The sequence below is a fragment of the Streptosporangium sp. G12 genome, assembly GCF_052983175.1.
The window spans coordinates 37214-62222 of sequence record NZ_JBRIQO010000029.1; the positions used below are offsets into that span (position 1 = coordinate 37214).

The 25009-nt window shown below is 70.7% G+C and carries 27 protein-coding genes and 2 pseudogenes; 12 read left to right on the plus strand and 17 right to left on the minus strand.

The annotated features are described in order from the left end of the window. The gene (locus ACVCAG_RS36260) at positions 1–1062 is read left to right on the plus strand and encodes a methyltransferase (RefSeq protein WP_440089204.1); all 1062 of its coding nucleotides are present in this window, start codon (positions 1–3) and stop codon (positions 1060–1062) included. 79 nt (positions 1063–1141) lie between these two features. Here ACVCAG_RS36260 and ACVCAG_RS36265 read toward each other — a convergent pair whose 3' ends face one another. The 5 genes from ACVCAG_RS36265 to rpmG all read right to left on the minus strand — a co-directional run bounded on the left by ACVCAG_RS36265 (position 1142) and on the right by rpmG (position 3350). After that, the gene (locus ACVCAG_RS36265; RefSeq protein WP_440089206.1) at positions 1142–2293 is read right to left on the minus strand and encodes a GTP-binding protein; all 1152 of its coding nucleotides are present in this window, start codon (positions 2291–2293) and stop codon (positions 1142–1144) included. Positions 2294–2404: 111 nt separating this feature from the next. Beyond that, positions 2405–2569 carry a 50S ribosomal protein L32 gene (gene rpmF, locus ACVCAG_RS36270; protein ID WP_440089207.1) on the minus strand — a complete coding sequence of 55 codons (165 nt, stop codon included), beginning with the start codon at positions 2567–2569 and terminating at the stop codon, positions 2405–2407. A gap of 13 nt (positions 2570–2582) precedes the next feature. After that, positions 2583–2882, minus strand: coding sequence for a 30S ribosomal protein S14 (gene rpsN, locus ACVCAG_RS36275; RefSeq protein WP_440089209.1), 300 nt, complete (start codon positions 2880–2882; stop codon positions 2583–2585). After that, complete coding sequence (rpmB, locus tag ACVCAG_RS36280; protein WP_440089211.1) at positions 2882–3118, minus strand: 50S ribosomal protein L28; 237 nt, start codon at positions 3116–3118, stop codon at positions 2882–2884. Before rpmB ends, rpsN begins: the two co-directional genes overlap by 1 nt. Before the next feature lie 67 nt (positions 3119–3185). Continuing rightward, positions 3186–3350 carry a 50S ribosomal protein L33 gene (rpmG, locus tag ACVCAG_RS36285; protein ID WP_440089212.1) on the minus strand — a complete coding sequence of 55 codons (165 nt, stop codon included), beginning with the start codon at positions 3348–3350 and terminating at the stop codon, positions 3186–3188. 296 nt (positions 3351–3646) lie between these two features. Between rpmG and ACVCAG_RS36290 the strand changes: the two genes are divergently transcribed. Beyond that, positions 3647–4327, plus strand: coding sequence for a hypothetical protein (locus ACVCAG_RS36290; RefSeq protein ID WP_440089214.1), 681 nt, complete (start codon positions 3647–3649; stop codon positions 4325–4327). 120 nt (positions 4328–4447) lie between these two features. On the opposite strand, the gene ACVCAG_RS36295 is transcribed toward ACVCAG_RS36290, so the two are convergent. Further along, on the minus strand, positions 4448–5218 hold the full coding sequence (locus ACVCAG_RS36295) for a TetR/AcrR family transcriptional regulator (protein ID WP_447191215.1): 771 nt from the start codon (positions 5216–5218) through the stop codon (positions 4448–4450). A gap of 85 nt (positions 5219–5303) precedes the next feature. Between ACVCAG_RS36295 and ACVCAG_RS36300 the strand changes: the two genes are divergently transcribed. Genes ACVCAG_RS36300 through ACVCAG_RS36310 form a run of 3 tightly spaced genes read left to right on the plus strand, consistent with a single transcriptional unit; the run spans position 5304 to position 7620 of the window. After that, the gene (locus tag ACVCAG_RS36300; RefSeq protein WP_447191216.1) at positions 5304–6248 is read left to right on the plus strand and encodes an ATP-binding cassette domain-containing protein; all 945 of its coding nucleotides are present in this window, start codon (positions 5304–5306) and stop codon (positions 6246–6248) included. Beyond that, positions 6245–7075, plus strand: a complete 831-nt coding sequence (locus ACVCAG_RS36305; RefSeq protein WP_440089219.1) for an ABC transporter permease — start codon at positions 6245–6247, stop codon at positions 7073–7075. Before ACVCAG_RS36300 ends, ACVCAG_RS36305 begins: the two co-directional genes overlap by 4 nt. Then, the gene (locus tag ACVCAG_RS36310) at positions 7072–7620 is read left to right on the plus strand and encodes a DUF1707 SHOCT-like domain-containing protein (RefSeq protein ID WP_440089220.1); all 549 of its coding nucleotides are present in this window, start codon (positions 7072–7074) and stop codon (positions 7618–7620) included. Before ACVCAG_RS36305 ends, ACVCAG_RS36310 begins: the two co-directional genes overlap by 4 nt. A 240-nt stretch (positions 7621–7860) precedes the next feature. Here the strand turns inward: ACVCAG_RS36310 and ACVCAG_RS36315 are convergent, their stop codons facing one another. From ACVCAG_RS36315 to ACVCAG_RS36335, 5 genes and pseudogenes are all read right to left on the minus strand, one after another. Further along, positions 7861–9276, minus strand: coding sequence for a nitrilase-related carbon-nitrogen hydrolase (locus ACVCAG_RS36315; protein ID WP_440089221.1), 1416 nt, complete (start codon positions 9274–9276; stop codon positions 7861–7863). Between the two features lie 36 nt (positions 9277–9312). Next, the gene (locus tag ACVCAG_RS36320; RefSeq protein ID WP_440089222.1) at positions 9313–9999 is read right to left on the minus strand and encodes a response regulator; all 687 of its coding nucleotides are present in this window, start codon (positions 9997–9999) and stop codon (positions 9313–9315) included. 5 nt (positions 10000–10004) lie between these two features. After that, positions 10005–11120, minus strand: a complete 1116-nt coding sequence (locus ACVCAG_RS36325) for a sensor histidine kinase (protein ID WP_447191217.1) — start codon at positions 11118–11120, stop codon at positions 10005–10007. Positions 11121–11220: 100 nt separating this feature from the next. Further along, a pseudogene (locus ACVCAG_RS36330) lies at positions 11221–11475 on the minus strand (hypothetical protein); the annotation flags it as partial. Between the two features lie 320 nt (positions 11476–11795). Continuing rightward, the gene (locus ACVCAG_RS36335; protein WP_447191218.1) at positions 11796–12977 is read right to left on the minus strand and encodes an FAD-dependent oxidoreductase; all 1182 of its coding nucleotides are present in this window, start codon (positions 12975–12977) and stop codon (positions 11796–11798) included. 90 nt (positions 12978–13067) lie between these two features. Between ACVCAG_RS36335 and ACVCAG_RS36340 the strand changes: the two genes are divergently transcribed. Continuing rightward, entirely contained in the window at positions 13068–13577 is a 510-nt protein-coding gene (locus ACVCAG_RS36340; protein ID WP_440089228.1) for a MarR family transcriptional regulator, read from the plus strand. A 75-nt stretch (positions 13578–13652) separates the two neighbouring features. Beyond that, a pseudogene (locus ACVCAG_RS36345) lies at positions 13653–14046 on the plus strand (IS5/IS1182 family transposase); the annotation flags it as partial. An 89-nt stretch (positions 14047–14135) separates the two neighbouring features. Here the strand turns inward: ACVCAG_RS36345 and ACVCAG_RS36350 are convergent. Then, positions 14136–14564 carry a DUF6010 family protein gene (locus ACVCAG_RS36350; RefSeq protein WP_440089230.1) on the minus strand — a complete coding sequence of 143 codons (429 nt, stop codon included), beginning with the start codon at positions 14562–14564 and terminating at the stop codon, positions 14136–14138. A gap of 294 nt (positions 14565–14858) precedes the next feature. On the opposite strand from ACVCAG_RS36350, the gene ACVCAG_RS36355 reads away from it, so the two are divergent. The 3 genes from ACVCAG_RS36355 to ACVCAG_RS36365 all read left to right on the plus strand — a co-directional run bounded on the left by ACVCAG_RS36355 (position 14859) and on the right by ACVCAG_RS36365 (position 18446). Continuing rightward, positions 14859–15797, plus strand: coding sequence for a helix-turn-helix domain-containing protein (locus ACVCAG_RS36355; RefSeq protein ID WP_440089231.1), 939 nt, complete (start codon positions 14859–14861; stop codon positions 15795–15797). A gap of 496 nt (positions 15798–16293) precedes the next feature. Beyond that, a complete protein-coding gene (locus tag ACVCAG_RS36360; RefSeq protein WP_447191219.1) occupies positions 16294–17487 on the plus strand; it encodes an NAD(P)/FAD-dependent oxidoreductase in 1194 nt (397 codons plus the stop codon). Between the two features lie 62 nt (positions 17488–17549). Continuing rightward, positions 17550–18446, plus strand: a complete 897-nt coding sequence (locus tag ACVCAG_RS36365) for an RNA polymerase sigma-70 factor (protein WP_440089886.1) — start codon at positions 17550–17552, stop codon at positions 18444–18446. A gap of 117 nt (positions 18447–18563) precedes the next feature. On the opposite strand, the gene ACVCAG_RS36370 is transcribed toward ACVCAG_RS36365, so the two are convergent. The 3 genes from ACVCAG_RS36370 to ACVCAG_RS36380 all read right to left on the minus strand — a co-directional run bounded on the left by ACVCAG_RS36370 (position 18564) and on the right by ACVCAG_RS36380 (position 20402). Next, the gene (locus ACVCAG_RS36370) at positions 18564–19286 is read right to left on the minus strand and encodes a VOC family protein (protein ID WP_447191220.1); all 723 of its coding nucleotides are present in this window, start codon (positions 19284–19286) and stop codon (positions 18564–18566) included. Positions 19287–19429: 143 nt separating this feature from the next. Then, entirely contained in the window at positions 19430–19846 is a 417-nt protein-coding gene (locus ACVCAG_RS36375; RefSeq protein WP_447191221.1) for a LysR family transcriptional regulator, read from the minus strand. A gap of 352 nt (positions 19847–20198) precedes the next feature. Continuing rightward, a complete protein-coding gene (locus ACVCAG_RS36380; RefSeq protein ID WP_447191222.1) occupies positions 20199–20402 on the minus strand; it encodes a hypothetical protein in 204 nt (67 codons plus the stop codon). On the opposite strand from ACVCAG_RS36380, the gene ACVCAG_RS36385 reads away from it, so the two are divergent. Next, complete coding sequence (locus ACVCAG_RS36385) at positions 20389–21129, plus strand: NPP1 family protein (protein ID WP_447191223.1); 741 nt, start codon at positions 20389–20391, stop codon at positions 21127–21129. The two genes, ACVCAG_RS36380 and ACVCAG_RS36385, sit on opposite strands and share 14 nt — an antisense overlap. A gap of 147 nt (positions 21130–21276) precedes the next feature. Here the strand turns inward: ACVCAG_RS36385 and ACVCAG_RS36390 are convergent, their stop codons facing one another. Next, positions 21277–21567 carry a hypothetical protein gene (locus ACVCAG_RS36390; protein ID WP_440088310.1) on the minus strand — a complete coding sequence of 97 codons (291 nt, stop codon included), beginning with the start codon at positions 21565–21567 and terminating at the stop codon, positions 21277–21279. Between the two features lie 29 nt (positions 21568–21596). Next, complete coding sequence (locus ACVCAG_RS36395) at positions 21597–22049, minus strand: carboxymuconolactone decarboxylase family protein (RefSeq protein ID WP_440088311.1); 453 nt, start codon at positions 22047–22049, stop codon at positions 21597–21599. Between the two features lie 95 nt (positions 22050–22144). Between ACVCAG_RS36395 and ACVCAG_RS36400 the strand changes: the two genes are divergently transcribed. Beyond that, the gene (locus ACVCAG_RS36400; RefSeq protein ID WP_447191224.1) at positions 22145–24937 is read left to right on the plus strand and encodes a BTAD domain-containing putative transcriptional regulator; all 2793 of its coding nucleotides are present in this window, start codon (positions 22145–22147) and stop codon (positions 24935–24937) included. Positions 24938–25009: the final 72 nt, after the last annotated feature.

Sequence of the window (25009 nt, forward strand, 5' to 3'; positions counted from 1 at the left end):
ATGACGAGCAACGACGAGGCGACCGCGACGACCGGCGGCGCCACGATGGACGGGCTCACCGCGTGGCGGGCCCTGACACCGCTGATGGATCTGGTGACCCCGATGGCGCTCCGGGTGGCCGTCACCCTGCGACTGCCCGATCTGGTGGACGAGGACGGTTCGGACATCGACGACCTGGCCGCCCGGGCCGGCGCGGACCCGGACGCGCTGGGCCGGCTGCTGCGCCATCTGGTCTGCCACGACGTGTTCGTCGAGCCCCGGCCCGGCACGTTCGCGGCGAACGGGACGGCCGTCCTGCTGCGCCGGGACCACCCCTCCGCGATGTGGCGGTGGCTGGACCTGGACGGGTTCGGCGGCCGGATGGACCTGGCCTTCACCGGCCTGGCGGACACGGTACGCACCGGCCGACCGGCCTGGCCGGCGGTGTTCGGCGCACCGTTCTGGCACTATCTCGACGCGAACCCCGAGCTGAGCGCCTCCTTCGACGCGACGATGGCGGCCAACACCGGGTACGGCGAGCTGGCGGAGGCCTACGGCTGGTCGGCGCTGACCCGGGTGGCCGACGTCGGCGGCGGTACCGGGGCGCTGCTGGCCGAGCTGCTGTCGCGCCACGAGGGCCTGCGCGGTGTGCTGATCGACCTGCCGGACACCGCGTCACGCGCGCAGCGGTGCCTGGCCGGGCGCGGGCTGGCGGACCGGTGCGAGACGGTCGGGCGGAGTTTCTTCGACGAGCTGCCCGGCGGCGCCGACGTGTACGTGCTCAACCGCGTGCTGCACGACTGGGCCGACGCCGAGGCGACCGCCATCCTGCGCCGCTGCGCCGGTGCGGCGGGCCGGCGCGGCCGGGTGCTGATCCTTGAGTCACCGATCGTCTCGGGGGAGGACCCGGCCATGTTCGCGGAGATGAACCTGCGGATGCTGGTCCTGGCCGGTGGCCGGGAACGGACCGTCGACGACTACCGGGCGCTGGCCGCGGCCGCCGGGCTGCGGATCGCCGCCGTGCGCGACATCACGGCGCGGCACACCGTCGTCGAGTGCGTCCCGGCCGCAGTCGACGCCTGACGGTCCTTTTCCCACCGGGCCGCGGCGCGTACCCGGCGGGCACCTCGCGCGGGGAGGGCGGCGTGCGCGTGGCGAGGTTTCACACGGAGGTCTCCTTCAGGTCGAGGACGAAGGCGAACGGGTCGGGGTACCCGGCCCAGACGTCGGAGCCGGCCAGGGTCTCGTCCTCGGTGAGCAGGCAGGAGTCCAGCAGCCGAAGGATGCGGTCGCGGTCCAGGTCGGGGCCGGTGAAGGCGAGGTGCTGGACGCGGTCGCCGAGCTGGGGGGTCCAGTCGAGGGTGGCGGCCATGCGGCGGGCGGGGCTCTCCATCTCCCAGGCGGCCTCGGGCAGGGTGACCAGCCAGGGGCCGGCGTCCTCGACGCTGACGACACCCGCCACGGCGTCCCAGGCGAGCAGGCGTTCGTGCCGGTTGGCCAGCCAGAACCGGCCGCGGCTGCGGACGGTCTCGGTGACCAGCTCGTCGACGGCGTCGAACAGCCGCTGGGGGTGCAGGGGGCGCAGCCGGTGCCAGACCACGGTGGAGATCTCCCCGGTCCGCGCGTCGCAGGGCAGCTGGGCGGTCGCCGGGTCGACGCGGGCCCCGAGCATCTCCACGTCGATCCCCGCACCGGTGACGGCGGGCAACACGAGGTCAGGGGGACCGGCCGGGGTGGTGGGGGCGAGGTGGCCGAGCACGGCCAGGGCCAGTTCGACGTCCTCCTCGTCCGCGCCGGACACGACGAGTGCGGTGGCGTACTCGATCTGGCGGGTGAGCACCCCGGCCAGGTGGCGCTCGTCACCGGCCGCCGCGTGTTTGCCGTGCGCGGCCAGGGTGTCGCCACAGCAGACGTCCTCGGTCGCGCGTGCCGCGTCCAGCGCGGTCAGCACCCCGGTCAGGCGCAGGCGGTGCACGGTGTCCTCGTGCCAGGCGAGGGCCTCGGCCACGGTCCTGGGCTCGACCGAGTCCCACAGCTCCACGATGAGCAGCGGCGCCGAGTCCGCCCGCGACAGCAGGACGGGAACGAGGTCCTCGCGCACGGTGCAGGTGACGCAGCCGTGCGCGAGCCGCACCTCGTGCAGATCCAGCGTCCCCGACGCGTCGCGCACGACGCGTTCCACGCGCCCGGTGCTCACCTGTCGCAGGTCGTGGTGGATCGCCACCGATCCGGGATGCTCGGCGAGCAGGCGGTCGACCAGGGCCGAGCGCGGTTCGGGATGCAGTCCTGCGACGATGACGACGGGGACGGACATGACGGCTCCTCTCGTGGTACGGGGTTCACCGCGCGGGTTCGCGGTGGCGGCTCCGGGGTGCGGGCCGGCCTTCGGGGCGGTTCCCGGAAGGCGGCTCTCGGAAGGTGGTTCTCAGGGAGTGAGGAGGCCGCGCCGGTAGGCGCGGACAAGCCGGCGTGGTATCAGCAGCTCGTGCGCGCCGATGGTGACCGGGACGAGGTCGGGTGCGGTGGCCTTCCACTGTGAGCGGCGGTGGCGGGTGTTGCTGCGGGAGGTCTTGCGTTTGGGGACGGCCATGTCGGGGTGTTCCTTACCAGCTGGATTTGGTGACGCCGGGCAGTTCGCCGCGGTGGGCCAGCTCGCGGAAGCGGATCCGGGAGAGCCCGAATTTGCGCAGGTGGCCGCGCGGGCGGCCGTCGGTGGCGTCGCGGTTGCGCACCCGGGTGGCGCTGGCGTCGCGTGGTTGGCGGCTCAGCTCGCGGACGGCCCGGGCTCGCTCGCCGGGGGAGCCGGTACGGATGATCTCCTTGAGCTCTGCCCGGCGCTCCGCGTGGCGGACGACGACGAGTTTGCGCCGCTCGTTGGCCGCGATCTTGCTTTTCTTCGCCATCAGATCCGTTCTCCCCGGGCGCGGATGCGGGCCACGGCGGCCTCGACGCCGATCTTGTCGATGGTCTTGACTGCTCGGGCGCTGAGCGTCAGCCGTACGAAGCGGCCCTCGGCGGGCAGCCAGTAGCGGCGGGGCTGGATGTTGGGACTCCAGCGGCGGCGGGTGCGCCGGTGGGAGTGGGAGACGTTGTTGCCGAAGACCGGTTTGACGCCGGTGAGCTGGCAGTGGGCGGACATGCGGTTTCCTTCCTGGGAGCGGAACGCCACGGGGTGGCGGTCGGGGTGGACGTCTTCTCTCGTCGCGTCAGCGGTCCTCTCGGAACAGCACGTGCCGGCGGACGACCGGGTCGTATTTGCGCAGGCTGAGCCGGTCGGAGTCGTTGCGGCGGTTCTTGCGGGTCACGTAGGTGTATCCGGTGCCCGCGGTGGATCGCAGCTTGATCACCGGTCTCACGTCGTTTCTGGCCAAGCGTCTTCACTCCTGGGAGGGGGACGGGTGAGCCAATGATAGCGATAATCGTTTTCATTTGTGAAACGAGGGGGTGGTGTCCGCTGTCGCGTCGGACTGGGAACGGCCGGCGAGGTCGATGCCTCGTTATAAATCTACATTGTAAAGGCGTCGGGCAGTTTCAAGATCAAAAAAAGCATGACGGACTGAAGGCGCCCACCAAAAGACGGGGGGCCTCCGGGGTTCGGCGGGATCGTGGACGTAGATCGTTGAAAGCGGTAGCGTCGGCCGGGTAGCCAGGTGACAGGAGCCGCTGGATGTCCTCGAAAACGGTCAGGCCACCCCGTGTCCCGTCCCGGCCGGACGTTCGCCCGTCCGTCCGGGCGCGTCACGTCGCGGCCGTTCTCGCCGCCGTCGCGATAGCCGGGCCGGTGGGCTATCTCCTCGGTAGCCCCGACGCCTCCCAGGTCGCCGTCGCCGAGATGCGGGAGGCGGAGACGAAGCGGGACGTCCAGCAGATCGGTGAGCTGACCTCCACGGCGCGGGTGACCGCCGGTGAGCTGAACGGGGTGCTGTCCGGGCTCGCGGAGGTGCTTCCCCGGGATGGGAAGCCCGGCGCGCGGTCGGCGGAGTCGGCGGAGGTCGACGGGTGGCGGAGCGTTCTGCGGCGGGCCGTCGACAGGCATGCGGAGACTCCCTCGGGGACGACCGCGACCAACGTGGCTCGTGCGGGATTCCGTAGTGCGGTGGACGCCATGGCGATCGCGGTCGATTCGTACGCGTCCGGCCGGGGGCTCCCCGCGGATCTGCGGCAGCCCTTCCTCGATCTGGCGGCCCGTCAGCGGTCCGCGGCCGTCGCGACGTGGTCTGTCGCGGCGACACAACTCGACCAGATCAATGTCGACGCCGGCCACGGTCACCAGCACGTCTACCTGACGAGCGCTCCGGGGGAGGGGGGCATGTCCGCGGACAGTGTTCCGGAGGGCAGTCACGGTTAGTCCTCCTCGGGGCCGGTGCGGGCGGCCGCGGTCCGGGTCCTGTCCGGCGGTCCCGGTCCGGTGGGGGGAGTCCTGGGCGGTGAGGTGCGGTGCGGGCCGTCGGCCGTCGCCCGGCCGTCGCTAACCGTCGCGGTCTTCCCGCTCCTCCCGGTGCGCCGACCTCGGAGATTCGGACGTTGACGGGAGGGCCGTGGCGATGCAGTCGAGGACGCGCTTCAGTCCGTACCGGAACTGGTCGTCGCGGCTCAGGTGCGGCTGGCGCGCCTCCATCACGATCTTGGTGAAGATCGGGTATTCCCCGCTTTTCACCAGCCGGTCGATGTACGGGTAGCTCCGTGCCATCCACTCCGACTCGCTGAGCCCGCTGCGGCGGACTTCCTTGGCCGAGCTGATCTCCTCGCGGACGGTGCCTTCGATGTAGCTGTTCAGCATGGCTATGAGGCTGAGGTTCTCGTCGATGGAGACGAGGGTGTCGAGCACTCCCATCAGCCGTTCGATCAGGAGCAGCTGGTTGGGGCCGAAGCTGGGGAGTGACCTTTGTACGGTGGCGATCCACGGGTGTCTCAGCCACATCGCCCGCAGTTCGTCGGCGTAGCGTGTCAGGTCCGCGCGCCAGTCGTCGGAGGGTAGTCCGGCGAGGTCGATTTCGCCCATCAGCCGGTCGGCCATGAGTGCGATGAGGTCGTCGCGGCTTGGGACGTAGCGGTAGAGGGACATCGCGCCCGTGCCGATCTCGGCGGCGATCCGCCGCATGGTGGCGGCCTCCAGGCCTTCGGTGTCGGCGATCCGGACGGCTGCCTCGGTGATCTGGGTGCGGCTGTAGGTCGGCTTCGGCCCGCGGGCGGGGCGTTCGGGCCGCATCCAGATGTTCACGTATTCGGTGTCGGTCACTGTTGCACCCCCTACTTGCGTACATAGTACCCAGTAACTTAGCCTGGCCGCCTTGACCGCGTACAATGTACCCAGTGGAGGAATCATGGCGGATCCGGTCGTCTTCGCCGAGGGGCTGCACAAGTCCTTCGGCGACACCCGGGCGCTGCGGGGGCTGGACCTGAGCGTTCCGAGAGGAACGGTCTGCGGCGTGCTGGGGCCCAACGGCGCGGGGAAGACGACCGCGGTGCGCATCCTGGCGACCTTGTCCGATCCCGATGCCGGGCACGCCCGCATCGCGGGGTACGACGTCGTCCGCGAGGCCGGCAAGGTGCGCGCCAGGATCGGGCTCGCGGGCCAGTACGCCGCCGTGGACGAGAAGCTCACCGGCCGTGGCAACCTGCGCATGTTCGGGCGCCTCTACCACCTGTCCCGGCGCGAGGCGTACCGGCGGGCCGACGAGCTGCTCGAACGCTTCGGTCTGATGGACGCCGCCGATCGGCAGGTCACCGGCTACTCCGGTGGCATGCGGCGCCGTCTCGATCTGATCACCAGCCTCATGCTGCGCCCCGAGGTGCTCTTCCTGGACGAGCCGACCACTGGTCTGGACCCGCGCGGCCGTGGCGAGATCTGGGACAACGTCCGCGAGCTGGTGGCGGACGGCACCACGGTGCTGCTCACCACGCAGTACCTGGAGGAGGCCGATCAGCTGGCCGACGACATCGCCGTCGTCGACCGCGGACAGGTGATCGCCACGGGCACGCCCGACGAGCTGAAGGCCACGATCGGCGACCGCCTCGACGTCGTTCTCGAAGACCTCGCCGCCCTGCGTCCGGCGGTGACCGCGCTGAAGGCCCTGGCCGGGACCGATCCCACGGTGACCGGCGCCGACCGGCTCAGCGTCGCCCTGCCGGGCGGCGGCTTCCGGCTCGCCGGCATCGTGCGCGAGCTCGACCGCGCCGGGGTCGCCGTGGCCGACGTGCGGCTGCGCCGTCCCACCCTGGATGAGGTGTTCCTGCGCCTCACCGACCGGAAGGAGCTGGTCCGATGACCGACCTTGCCCCGCCGCTGGGCCGCCGCCTGCGGTGGACGTTCACCGACGGGCTGACCCTGGTCGGCCGCGAGCTGGGACGGCTGCGACACGATCCGGGCGAACTCGTCGCCGCGCTGGTCTTCCCGGCCGTCATGGTGGTGTTGTTCGGGTACGTCTTCGGCAGCGCGATCCAGGTACCGGGCGGCGGCGACTACCGCGAGTACCTCATGCCCGGGCTGTTCGCGATGGTGACCTTCTCGGCGGTGATGGGGGTCATGACGCGGACGGCCGCCGACGCCTCCCGCGGTGTGATGGACCGGTTCCGCTCCATGCCGATGGCGCGCTTGGCGGTGCCGTTCGGGCAGACCGGCGCCGACTCCCTGGTCGGCCTGCTGATGCTGGCCATCATGGTGGGGGCGGGCCTGCTGGTGGGCTGGCAGCCGCATCGCGGCCTGGTCCCCACGGTCCAGGCGTTCCTGCTGATGATCGTGCTGCGGTACGCGCTGAGCTGGGTGGGCGTCTATGTGGGTCTGGCGGTGAAGAACGACCAGGTCGCCGACTCGATGGTGCCGCTGTTCCTGCCGTTCACGATGCTGTCGAACGCGTTCGTCCCGACCGGCGGCATGCCGGGCTGGCTGCGTTTCCTGGCCGACTGGAACCCGGTGAGCGCGCTCACCGCCGCCTCCCGGGAGCTGTTCGGCAACCCGGGCGTGCCGTCCGGGGAGTTCGGGGACACGGCTTGGCCGCTCGCGCATCCGGTGGCCGCCGTCCTGCTCTGGTCGGTCGTGCTGCTGGTGGTGTTCGTCCCGTTGTCGCTGCGTGCCTACAGGCGCAGGGGCCGGTGAGGGCCCGGGCCGACGGGCCGGACCGCCGGTCGTCGCCGATCGGCGAGGACGACCGGGACATGGTCGTGCGGCGTCTGCAGGAGGCGTACGCCGAAGGGCACATCTCGCACGAGGAGTTGGACGAGCGCCTCCATCGGGCGCTCACCGCCGGGACGCACGGCGAGCTCGGGTCGGCTCTGGCCTCGCTCCCGGAGGAGGCGGGCATCACGTCCACGATCGCCGCCGTCGGCGGACGGATCCGGCGGCGCGGCGCGTGGCGGGTACCTCGGATCCTCAAGGTCGAGTCCGCGCTCGCGAGGGTGCACCTGGATCTGTCCCGGGCGGTCATCGAGCATCCGGTGGTCGACATCGAGCTGTACCTGGGTACCGGCGGAGCCAGGATCACGGTGCCTCGCGACGCGATCGTCGACGTCGAGGATCTGCGCACCGGATGGAGGGGCCCGCGCTATCGGCCCCGGCGGTGTTTCCGCCCCGGCGGGCCGAGGATCCGGATCTCCGGGGCCATGGGATTGGGGCGGTTGAGGATCCGTCATGCGCGGCGTTGAGGTCCCGTCGGGTATCGGGAGTGCCGGTCCGGCATTTCTTGTGCGCCGCGATGGACTCCGGCGACATGGCATGCTTGCGCCGGCCGGCGCCCCTCCCGGCCGGGGTGTTTCCTCGCCGCTGGACGCATGTCGGCGTGCGCTTCTCCGTGACGCCCGAACTCGTCACGTGCCGCTCGACGGCCCCGCCCCCGGGTGACCTTCGGCGGCATCCGGTCCGGGTGCCGGTTCTTCCCGTCTGCCTCATTCTCCCTTCGGGGGCGTGCCGATGACGGCGGACGCAGAGGTGGAGGGGTGATTCGCCGGTCCGCGCGCCGAGCTCGGTGTCGACGGGCCTGTCGTGGTCTCGTCGAGTGGGCCCTCGCTCATCGGGCCGGAGGGTTTCGTGCGAGCCGGCGCGCCGAGTGCGAGCAGCAGCAATCCTGCCGAGGCCCATGCGGCCCAGTCCCCCAGGGCGGTGTAGAGGGTGGCCGAGCCCTTCCGAGGCAGGGTGGCCGTGACCATGGTCATGCCCGTTCTGTCGCTGTGGCGCTCGGTCACGATCCGGCCGAGGGCGTCGCTGACCGTCAGTCGTCCCTCGCGTGCGGTGCGAGCCACCGCCAGGCCGTTCTCCACGCCGCGCACCACCGCCATGCGGCTGTGCAGCCAGGCGTCCTCGTCGAAGTCCCAGGCAGGTGCGAGCAGGGCGGCGACGCCGGCCTTGCCGTAGGCCCTGACCAGGCCGGGGAAGTCCAGGTCTTTGCAGATGATGAGGCCGAGCCGGTTGCCGTCGAGGAAGGCCAGGTCGGTGCCGGGCCGGAATTCGCGCTCCACCTCGGGGATCATGTGGTGTTTGTCGTAGCGCACGCCGGAGGGGTAGCTCATCGCGCTGTTGGTCTCCATGGCGATGCCCACGATCACCTCCACGCCCGGGCGGGTGAACGGCAGGTCGGTGGTCTTGAAAACCTTCTCGGGCAGCACCACGATCTCCGCACCGTGGGTCACCGCGGTGTCCACCGCCTCGCCGTACCGGCGGACGAGGTCCTCGGAGTTGTCCGTCGCGACCAGTGCGACTTTCCGTCCTCCGGTGTCGGCGGGCGTCGTGAGCCGTAGGAGGCCGTGGCCGAGCGTGAGCGCGACCAGCGCGCCCGAGATCACCGCTGTGCGTGGCCGCAGGACCGCGATGGAGGCGGGTACGAACAGCAGGAGGAAGGTGATGCCCCAGACCCCGGTGACCGAGGCGGTCTGCAGCACGGGCAGGAAGTCGGCCTGCGTGTAGGCCAGGCTCCACCAGGCCCCGTGCGGTCCGGCGAGGTTCATGGCGTACTCGGTGGTGACCCAGACGGCCGGTAGGGCTGAGGCCGCCAGGAGTGGCCTGCCGCGTGCGAGCAGGGTGCGGAAGAGCAGCACGCCCAGGCCGTAGCAGAGGGCGGGGCCGGCGATGAGGGCGGCGGCCAGCGTGGGCGGCATCTCAAGGGGTCCGGTGAAGTACGGCAACATCTGCGCCTGGCCGGCGAGCCAGACGAGTGTCCCGGCGGTGAAGGCCGTGCCTCTGCCCGTCTGGCGAGCCAGGAACAGGACAGGTAGTGGTGCGAGCCAGGTGAGCCACCAGATGGGGTGGAGGCCGGTGCCGAAGTGCGTCAGGAGGGCGGAGGCGAGGGTGAGGAGGATGCGTGCCATGCCGATGATCGTGCTTTCTCGCACTCGGCCGGCGCGTCACTCGCGGGTGTGATCTCCGTTGTCACTCTCGCCGGCGACCACCAGCCCGGATTCGTAGGCGAGTACCACGGCCTGGACCCGGTCTCGCAGGTCCAGTTTGCCGAGCATGCGGCTGACGTGTGTCTTGACCGTGTGTTCGGTGACCACGAGTGCGGCGGCGATCTCCGCGTTCGACAGGCCGTGCGCGACCAGCTTCAGCGTCTCGCGCTCGCGTTCGGTCAGTGCGTTCAGCCTGGTCGTCAGGCGGGGGGCGACGCCGTGGGCGGGTCTGCGCACCAGGTCGTCGAGTAGCCTTTTGGTCGCCGCCGGGGCCAGCAGGGCCTCACCCGAGGCGACGGTGCGCACGGCGTGGGCCAGTTCGTCGCGCCGGATGTCCTTCAGCAGGAAACCGCTCGCTCCTGCCCGGACCGCGTCGTAGACGTACTCGTCGAGGTCGAACATGGTGAGTACGAGTACTTTGGCGGTGGTGGTGGCGCAGATCTCCTTGGTCGCCTCGATGCCGCTCATGCCCGGCATTCGCACGTCCATCAGGACCACGTCCGGCTGGAGTCGCCTGGCCGCGGCGATCGCCTCCTGTCCGTCGGCGGCTTCACCGACCACTTCCATGTCCGGCTGCGCTTCCAGGATCAGCCCGAATCCCGCGCGGAAGAGGTCTTGGTCGTCGGCGATGAGCACCCGTAACATGCGGGCTATTCAAGCGGAAATTCAGCTCTCACCATGAATCCTCCGTTCCGTCCCGCTTCGGCGTTGAGTGTCCCGCCGCATGCCGTCGCCCGTTCCCGCATCCCGGCCACCCCGTATCCGCCGCCCTCGCCCGGTCCTCGCCCGTCGTCGGCGATTTCCACTGTCAGGTTCTGTCCCCAGGTCAGAGTGAGGCGTGCGGCACGCGTACCGGCGTGCTTGCGCACGTTGGTGAGTGCCTCTTGGACGATGCGGTAGACGGCGGCCTCGATGTTTTCTGTGGTCAGGCGCGGGGTGCCGGCGGTCGTGCTCACCACATCGAGACCGCTGCGGTCGAGCAGCGCGGGGAGGTTGGCCAGACGCGGCTGAAACAGTGACTCGCTCAGGCGCTCGCCGGTATGGCCCCATGCCGGTCCGTTGCTTTCGCCCGGGATTCGCAGGGCGGCGAGCGCCCCTCGGAGTTCGGTCAGCGCGCCCCTTCCGGTGTCGGCGATCGTGTCGAAAACCGTTTCGGCCTTGTCGGGGTCGCTGCGTATCACCACTGGCCCGGCTTCGGCCTGGACCACCATCAATCCAACGGAATGGGTGACGATGTCATGCATGTCGCGCGCGATCCGGGTGCGTTCCTCGGCCGCCGCCGCGATGTGCTCCTGCTGCTGTCGCCGCGCCCGCTCGGTCAGCTCGGCGGCTCGTGAGCGGCTCGCCCTGGTGCTGGTGCCCAGCGCGTAGGCGGCCACGAAGGCGGTCCCCACCAGCCGGAAGGTCTCCTCGCTCTCTCCTGGCAGTACCAATGAGGAACCCACGGCCGCCACGATCAGTGGAATCGCCGCCAGCCTCTTCCGGGCGGGGCTCAGGTCGGCGATCGTGTAGACGGCCAGCAGCGGCCCGAAGGGCAGGAACGGTTTCTCCCACGTCACCAGCACCGACATCGCCGCCCCGACCACCACCGCCACCGCCATCGGCGCCTGCCTGCGCCACCCCACCGGTACCGACGCCAGCAGCCCCAGCCCGATGATCCACCATGGATGGGGGTCGGGCGGGAGAAGCGGCACCATCGTGGCCAGGACCACGCTCACCGTGAGTACCCCGTCGACCGTCCTACTGGCCCGGGCCGCTGCGAACATCCGCCTATTATCCGGATTCGTCCGCCTGCTGCCCTCACTCTCAAGAGTGATCATTCCGGTTACGCGGCGCACTCCTGGGACCTGTACGAAGTTCGGATCTTTAAGCGGGGTGAAGGCTTCGAAGCCACGAGACGGCTCCGCGTAGATGAGGGCCGGCCAGGTAGCTTTCGGGCGTCTTATCGAAGCGGAAAGCCGGCCCGCGCCATTCCTTGACCCGGTTGATGCAACGTTCGGCCGGGTTGCGCTGCTTGTAGAGCTCGGAGTCATGGTTGATCGGGCGGCCGCCGAGAGAGCCGCGTCTCTTGCGGCTGGCCGCCTGGTCGGCCTTGTCCGGGATGACGGCCTTGATGCATCGCCACATCACCGCATTGAACTGCTGCCGCAAGTCCGGGATCGGGCCTCGTTCACCCAGGGGCAGGTGAGGCTCGATCAAGCACCATTCCTCATCGGTGAGCTCTCCACGCGCCATGACGATGGCCTACCCGGACCGCAGACCAAAGCGCAGGCGAATCCCTGTGATCTCGACTCCGTACAGGCCCTGAAGCGGCGTGCAGCGTCGTCGTCCCATTCCTTGGGTACGAACAGCCGCCAGGAGGTCGGCATGGGCGACCAGACGGTTCCTCACCCGTTCGCTCGTCGTCCGCATCGCGAACACCGTCGGATGGGCGTGCCCGTTCAGGTCGTGACCTTGTCGTCGAAGTCGATGCGGTGGTCGTACAGCCAGCTGAGGGCTTGCGGGCCGCCGAGCCGCTTCATGAGCACGGGGAACATCGCGTCGCGGATCACTCGGCCCGGTCCGGTGGCGGACTTGCTCCGGTTGACCTGCTGGGCACCGGCGTGCACTTTGCGCAGGCGTCCCTCGCGAAGCCGTTGGTAGGCCGCGAAAGCGTCGGCCACCGGCAGGTCGCGCAGGCAGCGGGCGAGCTCGACGGCGTCCTCCATGGCCATCGCGGCCCCCTGTCCCGAGCTGGGAGAGGTGACGTGGGCGGCGTCGCCGATCAGTACGGTCCGGCCCCGGTACCAGGTTCTTGGCGCTTTCATCTGGTGGGACACGAACCAGTCGTACCCGGCCGGCGTGGCCTGGACGATCCGAGCGGCGGGCGAGGTGTCGGCCGAGAGGAGTTCCTGCAGCCGGTGGTGCCACTGTCCGGCGGGGATCGCCGCCAGTTCGGCGGGGGAGGGTTCTTGACCGGCGGGGATGTTGACGAACCACCAGACGCGGCCGTCCTGGTGTCGCGCGTAGCCGAAGAACGCTCGTTTGCCGAACACCATGTGGAAGGTGCCGGGCTCGCCCTTCAGGTCGAGTTCTGCGAATCCGTTGGTGCCGAAGACGCCGCAGTAGCGGGGGCGGGGGGCGTCGGGAGCCACGAATCGCCTGGTCGTCGAACGCATGCCGTCGGCGCCGATGAGCACGTCGCCGACCGCTTCGCCGCCGTCGGCGAAGCGTGCGACGACGTGCTGTCCGCGGTGGCCGACCTCGACGAGGCGTCTGCCGTACTCGGTACGCACACCCTTGACTGTGACGTGATCGTGCAGCACGGCGTACAGGTCGGCGCGCAGGATCTGGACGGCCGTCGTGCCGTCTGACAGGGGGGTCGGGACGTCTTCACCCAGTCGTCGGCCGTCGCCGAGCCACATGACGCCTCGCGGGCAGGGGAATCCGGCGTCGGCGACGGCGCGGTGGACGTTCAGGATTCGCAGCGCCGCCAGCCCGTTGGTGGACAGCCCCATCGAGGCGCCCACGCCGTGCGCGCTGAGGGGGTGGGCCTCATAGATGGTCGAGTCGATGCCGGCCTTCTGCAGCGCCAGGGCCGCCACCGGCCCGGCGACTCCGCCGCCGATGATCAGAGCTTTCATTGGTTACCCTTCACGGTGAGTCAACAACTTGAAGAAGTAGCATCTTCAAGATGATTACTTCTTAAGGAAGCTACTTTGCCGAGGAGCGAGATGTCAAAGGGACGAGGAGAACTGGAGGCCGCCGTCGTCGCGCTGATCCCGCAGTTCGTCAGCGCGACGACGCTGTTTCAGAACGCCGTGGCCGACCAGCTCGGCGTGCCGGTCAACGACCTGCACTGTCTGAACCTGGTGGGCTCGGGCCAGGCTGTGACCCCCACGCAGATCGCGGAGCGCATGGGCATGACCACCGGCGCCGTCACGAAGATGCTCGACCGGATGCAGGAACAGCGGCTGATCCGGCGCGAGCACGACCCCGGTGACCGCCGACGCGTGATCATCAGCCAGTTGCCCGACCGCCTCGCCGAGCTCGGCGAGCTCTACCGGCCGATGGCCGTCTTCCTGCAGCAGCGCCTGACGGCCTGCACCACCGACCAACTCCGGTTCCTCGCCGATTTCACCGGCGCGGCCCGAGACGTCGCCCTCGACCAGTCCGCCCTGCTGCGCAGTACCGGAAAAGCGCACGCCACGCGCAAGTCCGCGGCCGGCAAGGATGGGCCCTGAGCGGCGGCCCCGCACGCGCGGACGGTCTTCCACACCGCGCCCGTATGCGGATCGCCGCCGGGGCCCGCCACAGGCGCCGGCGACAACCCGCAGTTTCGCGCTGCCCTGGCCCGGGGTCACGATCCGCCCGCCCATCGGCCAACCGCGCACTCGTCCGGCCACGGTGGCCGCCGACAAGGCCTCCTCCTCCCGCGGTAACCGTCTTTGTCTACGCAAGCGCCGCATCAAGGCCGTCACCCACGACATCCCCGAAAAGGCCGACCAGGCGGCCAACCGCAAGAAACGCCGCCCCCGCGGCGGCCGCCCGGTCAGCCATGATGCAGAGCTCTACAAGCAACGCAACACGGCGAAACGCTGCGTCAACCGGATCAAGGAGTGGCGCGGACCGGCCTTCCGCTTCGACAAGACCTCCGAAAGCTACCTCGCCGGCCTGCATCTACGCGGAGCCATCTCGTGGATCCGAAGCCTTCGACCCCCAGAAGATCCGAAGTCCGTACAGGCCCCAGCACCTGGCCACGCCGTGCAGGATTCGCCCGGAGGGGATGCGTGCCGGTGCGATCAGGGCGGTGGCGTCGTGGGCGGTTCGACGCGGGGCCGGCCGAGACGCGCGCGGAGCAGGGCGGTGACCGGGGGGCCACCCGAGAGGCACCACACGGCGATCACGGGATCGCAGATGGCGCATCCCAGGGAGGAGTGGTCGGCGAAGGGGATGATCGGGTTGCCGTGCAGGTGGTGCAGCAGATCCCAGCCGGTGTGCAGCAGCCACCCGATGCCGATGAACGTCCACGACTCCAGGCCGCGGTAGGCGCAGTAGGTCATGGCGGCGGTGAAGGCGAACTCCCACGGGCCGAAACCCCCGCCGCTGAGGTAGGCGGCGCCGGCTCCGGCCACCATGATCGCGTTGAACCTGCGTCGGTGCGGTTCGCGGATCAGGGACATCAGGCACACGTACACGACGCCGATCATGATCGGTGCGGCGAGGCTCATCGTCGGTGCCCTTCCTGCCGGCGGCCGCCCGGCGCGGCGGAGGTGCCCGCGGCGCCGTCCGCGCGGAGGAACGCGAAGGCTGTGACGGTATCGAGCCAGGCGATCACGAAGGTGTCCGTTTCGTTGAGAAGTGTCGGGACGCGGTCGAGGCTAGCCAGCGGCGTCTCCTGGCTCCTAGTGGCAGGAATGACAATTCCCAACGGGTTATCGCCAACGGCTGTTCGTGCCCCGCGGGCCGACGAAGGGCAGTTGGGAGCCGTTGGCGGGAATCCGGTGCGGGGATATGTTCTCGCCATGCACACCGTCGTCGTTCTCGTGCTGGATCAGGTGATCCCCTTCGATCTGTCCACCCCCATCGAGGTGTTCACCCGCACCCGGTTGCCCGACGGCCGCCCCGGTTACCGGGTGCGGGTCTGCGCCGAGCGGCCCGACGTGGACGCCGGCCTCTTCACCCTGCGCGCCCCGTGGGGACTGGAGGCACTCGCGGACGCGGACACGGTCATCGTGCCCGGCACCGCCGATCCCGCCAGGTCCCTGCCGCCGGCCGTCCGTGACGCGCTCCGCGGAGCCGCCGCCGACGGCGTCCGGATCGCCTCCATCTGCTCAGGCACCTTCATCCTCGCCGCCGCCGGACTGCTCGGCGGGCTGCGCGCCACCACCCACTGGCTGGCCGCCACCCGGCTCGCCACCGCCTACCCCGACATCGACGTCGACCCGGACGTGCTCTACGTCGACAACGGGCAGATCCTCACCTCGGCCGGCGCCGCGGCGGGGCTGGATCTGTGCCTGCACATGATCCGCCGCGACTACGGCTCCGCGGTCGCCGCCGACGCCGCCCGGCTGTCCGTCATGCCGCTGGAACGCGAGGGCGGCCAGGCCCAGTTCATCGTGCAGCAGTACCCGCCCACCCCCCGCGGCTCGGCCATCGAACCTCTCCTGCGCTGGATCGAGGACAACCTCGCCCGCGATCTCACCCTGGCGGACATCGCCGGCCACGCCGGCACGAGTACCCGCACCCTGATACGACGCTTTCGTGAGCAGACCGGCACCACACCATTGCAGTGGCTGCACCGGGCCCGTGTCCGCCGGGCCCAGCACCTGTTGGAGACCACCCGCCATTCCGTGGAACGTATCGCCGCCCAGGTGGGCTTCGGCTCGCCCACCGCCTTCCGCGACCGGTTCAAACGCGTCGTCGGCGTCAGTCCCCACACCTACCGGAGCAGTTTCGGCTAGAGCCACGCCGCCGATCACCTGACGGCGGTCGCGACGCGGGTCCGGGCGATCGTCCGTGTGGACAGCCGCGACACGGTCGCGCCGAGGATGGGGTCTTGGTGACGTGTTCCCTTTCGTGTGAGGGAGGGTCGTCGGTGTCGGCTCACGCTCGCCGATCGGCTGGTCGGAGTCGTCGGGTGCGCCAGGCGGATCGGCGCCGGTACCACCTGGGGCATCGGCGCCTGGTGGGCCACCACCCCTCTGGTGCGCCGCCACCCCGTCCTCCGCTGACCACCCCCACAGACAGCGCAGGGCCCGCCCCCATGGGGGCGGGCCTTTCCCGTGCGCACGGGTTTCGTGCGTACGGGCCGGGGTGCGGCCGCGCGGTCGCCGCGAGGTCGGAGTCGACCCGGATGTCCTGCGGAACCCGGCTGGAGTGATCTGTCTCACGTGCTGTCACAACGATCAATCACGCGGTGTCTTGTGGTCGTACCTCTGGAGACGAAGGAGACACACCATGACCGAGAACACCGACGTGGTCGTGATCGGCGGCGGATACGCCGGCGTCATGGCGGCCAATCGCCTGACCCGGCGCGACGACGTGACGGTGACCCTGATCAACCCGCGCCCGGCCTTCGTCGACCGGATCCGCCTGCACCAGCTGGTGGGCGGGTCCCACGAGGCGGTCGTCGACTACGCGGACGTCCTGGCCGAGGGCGTCCGGCTGGTCGTCGACACCGTGACACGGATCCACGCCTCCGAGCGTGGCGTGACATTGGCGACCGGCGCCACGGTCGGCTACGACTACCTGATCTACGCGGTGGGCAGTGGCAGCGCCGATCCGCGCGTGCCCGGAGCGGCCGAGTTCGCCTACCCGATCGCCACCCTGGAGGAGGCGCAGCGGCTGCGGCCCGTCGTCGACGCCGCTCCCGCCACGGCCGTGGTGACGGTGGTCGGAGCCGGTCCGACCGGCATCGAGGCCGCCGCCGAGCTGGCGGAGGCCGGCCGCAGCGTGACCCTGGTGTGCGGCGAGGTGCTCGGCCCGTACCTGCACCCGCGGGGCCGGCGCTCGGTCGCCAGGCGGCTGGCCGAACTCGGGGTGAGCGTGCTCGACGGCCCCGGCGCGACGGTGACGGCCGTGACCCGCGACGCCGTGCGGCTCAGCGACGGCCGCGAGCTGCCGAGCACGGTGACCATCTGGACCGCCGGCTTCGGCGTGCCGGATCTGGCCGGCCGCAGCGGGCTGAGCACCGACGCCCTGGGCCGTCTGCGCACGGACGAGACGTTGACCAGTGTGGACGACGTGCGCATCGTCGCGGCCGGGGATTCGGCGGCACCGTCGGATCTGCCGTTCCGGATGAGCTGCCAGGCCGCGGTCCAGCTGGGCCCGCACGCCGCCGACACGGTGCTCAGCCGGATCGCGGGCGAGGACCCCGCGCCCCTCGCCCTGGCGTTCGTCGCCCAGTGCATCAGCCTGGGGCGCCGGGCCGGCATCTTCCAGCTCACCCACAGGAACGACGTCGCGATGCGGTTCCACATCGGGGGCCGCCCTGGCGCGAGGATCAAGGAGTCCATTTGCAAGAGCATTGTCTGGCAGCTGGCCCACCAGGCGCGCAAGCCCGGTTCGCTCGACTTCCCGGCCTGGGCCAAGGATGGCAGGCGCCGGCAGGTGCTGCGGGCCAGGCGCGGTGAGACGCTGGCCACCCGCTGAACGGGCGGCCCGGCGAGCGTCTCCGGCGACCAGGGGCGGCCACGAAGGAGAGAGCGCGAGAAATGAGTGACCACACCGTCAACGCGGCGACCGAGGTGTTCGTCGCCCACCGCAACCTGCTCTTCACCGTCGCCTACGAGATGCTCGGCTCGGCCGCCGACGCCGAGGACGTCCTGCAGGAGACCTGGCTGCGGTGGATGAAGGTCGACCTGGGGCAGGTACGCGACCGGCGCGCCTACCTGGTCCGGATCACGACTCGGCAGTCGCTCAACCGGCTGCGCGCCATGAGACGCCGCAAGGAGACCTACGTCGGCTCCTGGCTGCCCGAGCCGCTGCTCACCGCGCCGGACGTGGCCTTCGACGCCGAGCTCGCCGAGAGCGTGTCGATGGCGCTCATGCTCGTCCTGGAGACCTTGTCGCCGACCGAACGCGCCGTCTTCGTGCTGCGCGAGGCCTTCGACGTCGGCTACGACGAGATCGCGGCCGCCGTCGGCAAGAGTCCCGCGGCCGTCCGCCAGATCGCGCTCCGCGCCCGCCGGCACGTCGATGCCCGCCGCCCTCGCGAGGCGGTCTCCCCGAGTACGACCCGGGCGGCTCTGGAGTCGTTCCGGCGCGCGGTCGAGACCAGAAACCTGCAAGGCCTCCTCGACGTGCTCGCCCCCGAGGTCGTCCTCATCGCCGACGGCGGCGGCCTCAAGCAGGCCGCGCCGCGGCCGATCACCGGCGCCGACAAGGTGGCCCGCTTCATCGCCGGCGGCCTCGGCAAGGCCGAGGTCGCGCCCACCGGCGAGTCCACCGTGGTCAACGGCAGCCCGGCACTCCTCGTCCACGTGAACGGCGAGCTCGACGGCGTCATGGCGATCAGTGTCCAGGACGCCCGCATCACCGGCCTCTACTACATCCGCAACCCGGAAAAACTGACCCGCATCGACTCGGAGATTCCACTCACCCTGCGGTGAAACCGGCGGCGGAACAGCCGCCTGGGCTGTCCGGGGGAGGGGACGGTCCCGGCCGATCGGGCCGCGTACCCGTGACCGAAGTGGATCGCGGGCGCGCCGTCCCCGGGGCCGGTCACGCTAGCGGGGGGTGAACACGCAGAACTCGTTGCCATCGGGGTCGGCCATCACCACCTGGCCGGCCTCGCGCCGGCCGATGTCGATTCGCGTCGCTCCGAGGGAGACGAGACGGTCGACCTCCGCCTGCTGATCACCGTGCGCGGGCGGAGCGAGGTCGAAGTGCAGTCTGTTCTTCCCGGTCTTCGGCGCCACCGGCGGACCGCCCCAGGTGATCTTCGGACCGCCGTGCGGCGAGCGGATCGCGGTCTCCTGGTCCTGGTCCCAGACCAGCGGCCAGCCCAGCGCCTCGCTCCAGAAGTATCCGACCTCCTGCGAACCGTCGCACGCGAGCGCCCCGACGAATCCGCAGTCGGCGAGGAATTTGTTGTCCGGCCCGATGACGCAGAACTCGTTGCCCTCGGGGTCGGCGAGCACGACGTGATCCTCATCCGGGCGTTGCCCGACGTCGATGTGCCGCGCGCCGAGTTCGAGTGCCCTGGCCACCGTCTGTCGCTGGTCCTCCAGGGACGTGCTCGTCAGGTCGAAGTGCATCTGGTTCGGGCCGGTCTTCTTCTCCCGGCTCGGAAGGCATCGGATCCGGAACCCGGTGTCGTCGCTCGGCAGGAGCGTGATGCCGTCGTGGGGGTCGTCGGCCGTCTCCCAGCCCAGGACTCCGGCCCAGAAGCGCGCGAGACGGAGCGGGTCGTTCGCGTCGAAGCAGAGCGCGACGAGTTGAGCGGTCATCCCGGATCTCCCAGCTGTTGGCTCGCAGGCGCAGACGGGGCACGTCCTCCTGCGCATGACGGAGGCCAACGCTAGTCCGCTCGAGGACCAGGACGCCAACGCATTTAGGTCAGAAGGTGACGCTTCCGGCGCATGATCCGCGATCAGGACGGTGGACGCCCGGCTCGGGCGTCTTCGACGCGGATCCCGGACGGCAGATCGCACCGCTCGGCCCCCAGCATCCGTGCGGCCGGATCCGGTGAGGCGGCCAGGGCTTCGATCTCGGCGTCCGAGGCGGTGGCGATCCGCGGCGGCAGGGCGAGCGCGGCGAGCGGTTGCGCCGCGGGATCGACGTCGTCGGCCCGCAACACCTGGCGCGCCGGCTCGACGAGCCGCGCGCCCGCGTCGCTCAGCACGATGCCGCGGCCGACCCGGTGGAACAGGGGCACACCGGGTTTCCGCTCGAACGTCACGATCGCCTGTGACGGCGACGGCTGCGCGATGTGGAGCTGCTGGGCCACCCGGCCGAAGTTCATGTGCTCGACGACGGCGAGAAAATACGACAGCTGACGCGCGTCCACCCGGCTTCCTCGAAACGATGGGCGCAGCCTACTGATGAGGGAGCCGGTCCACGATCCGGCTCGTGGCGGCGTGCGGTTCGGGGCGGGCGTTCACGACAGGGCGGATCACGCCGCGCACGGCATCCGGGACGAACGGCGGATCGCGCGGGGTGAGGTGCGCGCCCCCGCTGCTCCGGGAGGTGAATCATGAGCTTTCGCGCGTGGTTCACCTTTCGACCGCCGCCGATACATGTCGGCGTCATTTGCCACGAAGATCTTGATCAAGTGTCGGTTCCGTGGTGCCGTGACAGCGCGAGGCATGCTCACGTCGGTGCGGACGACGCCGCCGGTGCGAGCACCACGCCGCGCGCCGTCAGGTCATGAAGCCAGTCCTTCGAGAAAGCGGAAGAATGCGAAAGCTGTCGTCATTCACGTCCATCGCGAGGGCATCGAAGCCGGCGACCGGGTCGCGGAGGAGGGCGTCCTTTCCCGCGTCCTCGCCCGCGTCCTTGCCCGCGTTCTTGCCCGCGTTCTTCACGCGCGGGCGTTCCCGGCTCGGGATCGTGCTCGGCGCCACCGCCCTGGGGGTCGTGATCCCCACGTCGGCGGCCTACGCCGACCCGCCGCACAACCTGCCCCAGTCGGCCGGAGGGTACGAGGCCTCGTTCTCTCCGGCCTACGACTACGACGGCGACGGCTGCTACGCCACCCCCGCCATCGGGCCGGACGGGACCCTCGCTGCGGGGCTGAACCCGACCGGCGCGGTCAACGGCAACTGCCGTGACCGCTCGGACCTGGACAACTCGCAGACCTACGCCCGTTCCACGTGCAACAACGGCTGGTGCGCCATCGTGTACGCCAGCTACTTCGAGAAGGACCAGGCGCTGCCCGGCATCAGCCTCGGCGGCCACCGTCACGACTGGGAACACGTCATCTCCTGGGTCGACCAGGCGTCCAACCAGATGGAGTATCTTTCGACCACGCAACACGGCGGCGTCGTGACCTACCCGCGCTCGCAGGTGCGCTTCGACGGCTCGCACCCCAAGGTCGTCTACCACAAGGACGGGGCGTCCACGCACTTCTTCCGGCTCGCCAACGGCAACGACGAGCCGCCGGAGAACCACTACGGCGACTGGCGCCACCCCCCGCTGGTGGACTGGAACGGCTGGCCGGGCACCGGGCTGCGCGACAGGCTGATGAACGCGAACTTCGGCTCCGCGACCATAAAGATCAACGACGGCAGGTTCGGGGACCTCCTCGCGCGTGCCAGGCCCGGCGGCATCCCCTTCGACCCCTGGGCCTGACCGGCCCGTCGACGGCCGGCTCCTTCTCCCGAGGAGTCCGCGGCGCGGCCGGCACGACCGGCACGACCGGCGCGCCCGGTCGTGCTCGCGCCGGGGAGAGGAGCGAGGGCCCGGCCAGGAGATCCGGGAGCCGGCCGCCGGCAGGTCTCAGCGCTCGTCGACGACCTGGCCGTTCAGGGCGGTGTCGTCCTTGGTCAGGGCCATGGCCAGCGGCGCCTCCGGGAAGGTGGGCAGGGCGGCGAACGCGGCGCCCATCTGCTCGGCGGTCTCCCAGTGCCAGATGTCGGTGTAGGTGCCGTCCTCGAGGTGGATCAGCACGGCGCGGGTGAGCCCGGGGTGTCCCTCCCGGACGGTCGCGATCAGCGAGCTCCGGCGGGCCAGGAACTCCTCCAGGTCGGCGTCGGCGACGGAGTAGCGGTGTGAGCGGGCGACGGACATGGCGGTGCCTCCTGCGCGAGGGCCGGCGCTCACCAGCTGCCGGCGATCTGCCGGATCGGGGCGTTCAGGCGGTTGAAGAGGTTGGTGACGGCGGTCATCAGCAGGATCGAGGCCAGCTGCCGCTCGTCGAAGTGGTCGGCGGCGTTGTTCCAGACCTCGTCGGAGACGGCGTCGTCGCGGTCGGCCAGCCGGGTCGAGGCCTCCGCCAGCTCCAGCGCGGCCCGCTCGGTGTCGGTGTAGTACGGGGCCTCGCGCCAGGCGGCGACCAGGCCGATGCGCTCGTCGCTCTCGCCGAGCTTGCGCAGGTTCTTCAGGCCGGCGTCGACGCAGAAGCTGCAGCCGTTGATCTGGCTGACCCGCAGGTGGATCATCTCCATGAGCTCCTGGGGCAGGCCCTGCGACTGGGCGGCCTTCATCAGCTCCTGGATGGGCCGGCCGGCGGCGGGGATGAGCGTGGCGGGGTTCTTCATGCGGGCTTCCATGGTGTTTCCTTCGTCCCGGTTCGTGTGAGATCAGAGTGGCTGCCCGGATTGATACATTCGCTATGCGCGCGCGATGCGACGTTGCTGGAGGGACGATGCTGCGTTTCACCCTTCTCGGTCCCGTCCAGGTGATCGTCGACGGTGTGCCTGTGACGGGTATCGCCCCACGTCATCGGGCTGTTCTGGCCTATCTTCTGCTCAACGGCGGCCGGGTGATCGGCATCGAGCGGCTGATCGAGGCGATGTGGGGTCATGATCGGCCGGACACCGCCCGATCGCAGATCCACGCCTCGGTCACCGCGATCCGCAAGGTGTTGCGCGGTGTGGGAGCGGCAGGGCTTCTCGAGACGCGTGCCGGCGGCTACGTCGCGCAGCCCGAGCCCGGGCAGCTCGACGTGCGGGAGTTCACCGAGCTGGTGGCCGCGGGGGAGCTGCGCGGGGCTCTGGATCTGTGGTGTGGCGAGGCGCTGGAGGATGTGCACGCGCACTATGTCAGCGGTGCCCGGGAGCTCTGGGGTGACCGGCGGCTGTCGGCGTACGAGCGCCTGGTGGAGGCCGAGCTCGCCGCCGGGCGGCACGGCGGTCTGCTCGACGAGCTCGCCGCTCAGGTGAGTGCCGCTCCGCTCCGCGAGAAGCTCAACGGCCACCTCGTCCTGGCCTTGCACCGGGCGGGGCGGCAGGCCGACGCCCTGGCGGCGGCGCGTTCCTATCGCGCGGCTCTGGCGGAGGAGCAGGGGCTCGATCCTGGGCGTGCCTTCGCCGAGCTGGAGCGGGCGGTCCTGGTGGATGATCCGGCTTTGCGGTTGGCCGACGCGGTGCCGGTGGGGCCGGTGGCTTCCGGCTCGCCGCGTCGCTCCACCTTCTTGCCTTATGACATTTCTGATTTTTCCGGGCGGAATGTCGAGCTGGAGCGGCTCGTGGGTGAGCATCGCGGGCCGGGGGTCGTCACGATCGACGGCATGGCCGGGATCGGTAAGACCGCGCTCGCCGTCCACGCGGCCCACCGGCTGGCCGCTCGCCATCCGGACGGGCGGCTCTTCATCGACCTGCAGGCGCACACCGCGGGACAAGAGCCGATCGAGGCCGCCGCCGCGCTGGAGGCCCTCCTTCGCCAGCTCGGGGTGCCCGCCGACCGTATTCCGGTCACGCCGGTCGAGCGGGGCGCTCTGTGGCGTGCCGAGCTGGCCGATCGCCGCGTGCTGGTCGTGCTGGACAACGCCTTCGACGCCGAGCACGTGCGTCCTTTGCTGCCGGGGCGTTCCGACACCCTCGTTCTGATCACCAGCAGGCGGCGGCTCGTCGATCTGGACGGCGCCCACGCCCTGTCGGTCGACGTGCTGGGGGAGGAGGACGCCGCCGGGCTGTTCGGGCGGATCGTGGGCGAGCGCGCCCACCGTGAGCCGGAGGCCGTACGCGAGGTGTTGCGGTTGTGCGGGCACCTGCCGCTCGCCATCCGGATCTCGGCTGCCCGCCTGCAGCACCGTCCGCGCTGGAGCGTGTCCTACCTGGCGGGCCGGCTGCGGGAGCATCGACGGCTTCTGGACGGGGTGTCGGCGGCCTTCGCCCTGTCCTACGAGCAGCTGGACGAGGCCGAGCAGCGCATGTTCCGCCTGCTCGGGCTGGTGCCGGGCCGCGACATCGATCCGTGCGGCGCGGCCGCGCTGGCGGGGAGCTCGGAGGAGGAGGCGGAGGAGCTTCTGGAGGGTCTTCTCGACGCCCACATGCTCCTGCAGCTCGAACCGGGCCGGTACACCTTTCACGACCTGCTGCGCGAGCATGCCCGCTCGATCGCGGAGGACGACGGTGCCGTCATGCGGCTGCTCGCCTACTACCTGCACCGCTCCCGGGCGGCGATGGACCGTCTCTTCCCCGACAGCGTCGGCCGGCGGGAGGGCATCCCGCAGCCGGCCGCTGCGGTCGCGCCCGTCCGCGACGCCGCGGAGGCGCTCGCCTGGCTCGACGCCGAGCGTGCCAACATCATCGCGACCGCCGTCCACGGGCCCGAGATCTGTCTCGGTTTCCTGGCTCTGACGATGCGCCCCTTCCTCGACCGGCAGGCGCACCACGACGACGCGCTCACGCTCCACACCCTGACGCTCCAGCGCAGCCGCAGGCTCGGCGACCGCGCGGTTCAGGCGCGAGCGCTCACCGACCTGGCGTGGACCTACTGGCGGCTCGGCGAGTACGAGCGGGCGGAGGAGCACGCCCACCAGGCTCTCGAGGTGTGCGAGGAGGCCCGCGAACGGGCGCGGGCGCTGCTCACACTGGGCAACGTGGCCCTGCGGCGGCGGTGGGACGAGCGGGCGGAGCAGTACCTCAAGCAGGCGCTCGACCTCACCCGGATCGGCGCCGACACCTGGGGGGAGGCTCACGTGCTGGGCATCCTCGCCCTCGTCCTCGATCGGGCCGGCCGCCCGCAGGAGGCCCGGCGCCATCTCGATCTGGCGCTGGCGCTCCATCGCAAGGTCGGCAATCCCGCCGGAGAGGCGGTGATCCTCAACCATCTCGGTGTCGTTCTCCGCCACCAGGGCGAGTTCGACCAGGCACGGATGCGCCATGAGCAGGCGGCGGCCCTCTACCGCAGGCTCGGCAACGCCGCCGACGAGGCGGCCGCGCTCAACGGGCTGGCCGAGGCGGCGGGCGACCCGGCTCGGGCGGCCGAGGAGCACGCGGCCGCGCTCGCGCTCGCCGACGTGACGCGTAACCGGCCGGAGCGGGCGCGCGCTCACGACGGGCTCGCGCGTGCCCATCTCGCGCTCGGGCGCCCGGGGCAGGCCGGGGAGCACGGGCGGCTGGCTTTCCGTCTCTACCGGGAACTCGGTGTTCCGGAGGCCGAGGAGGTCCGTGCCCTCCTGGAACGTGCCGGGGAGTTCGCGAGCGGGCCGTGACCGCGGAGCGGGTGGCAGGTGTGCGATGGGAAGTGCGAGATCAGGCACACCGACCTGGATTTGCTATTTTGG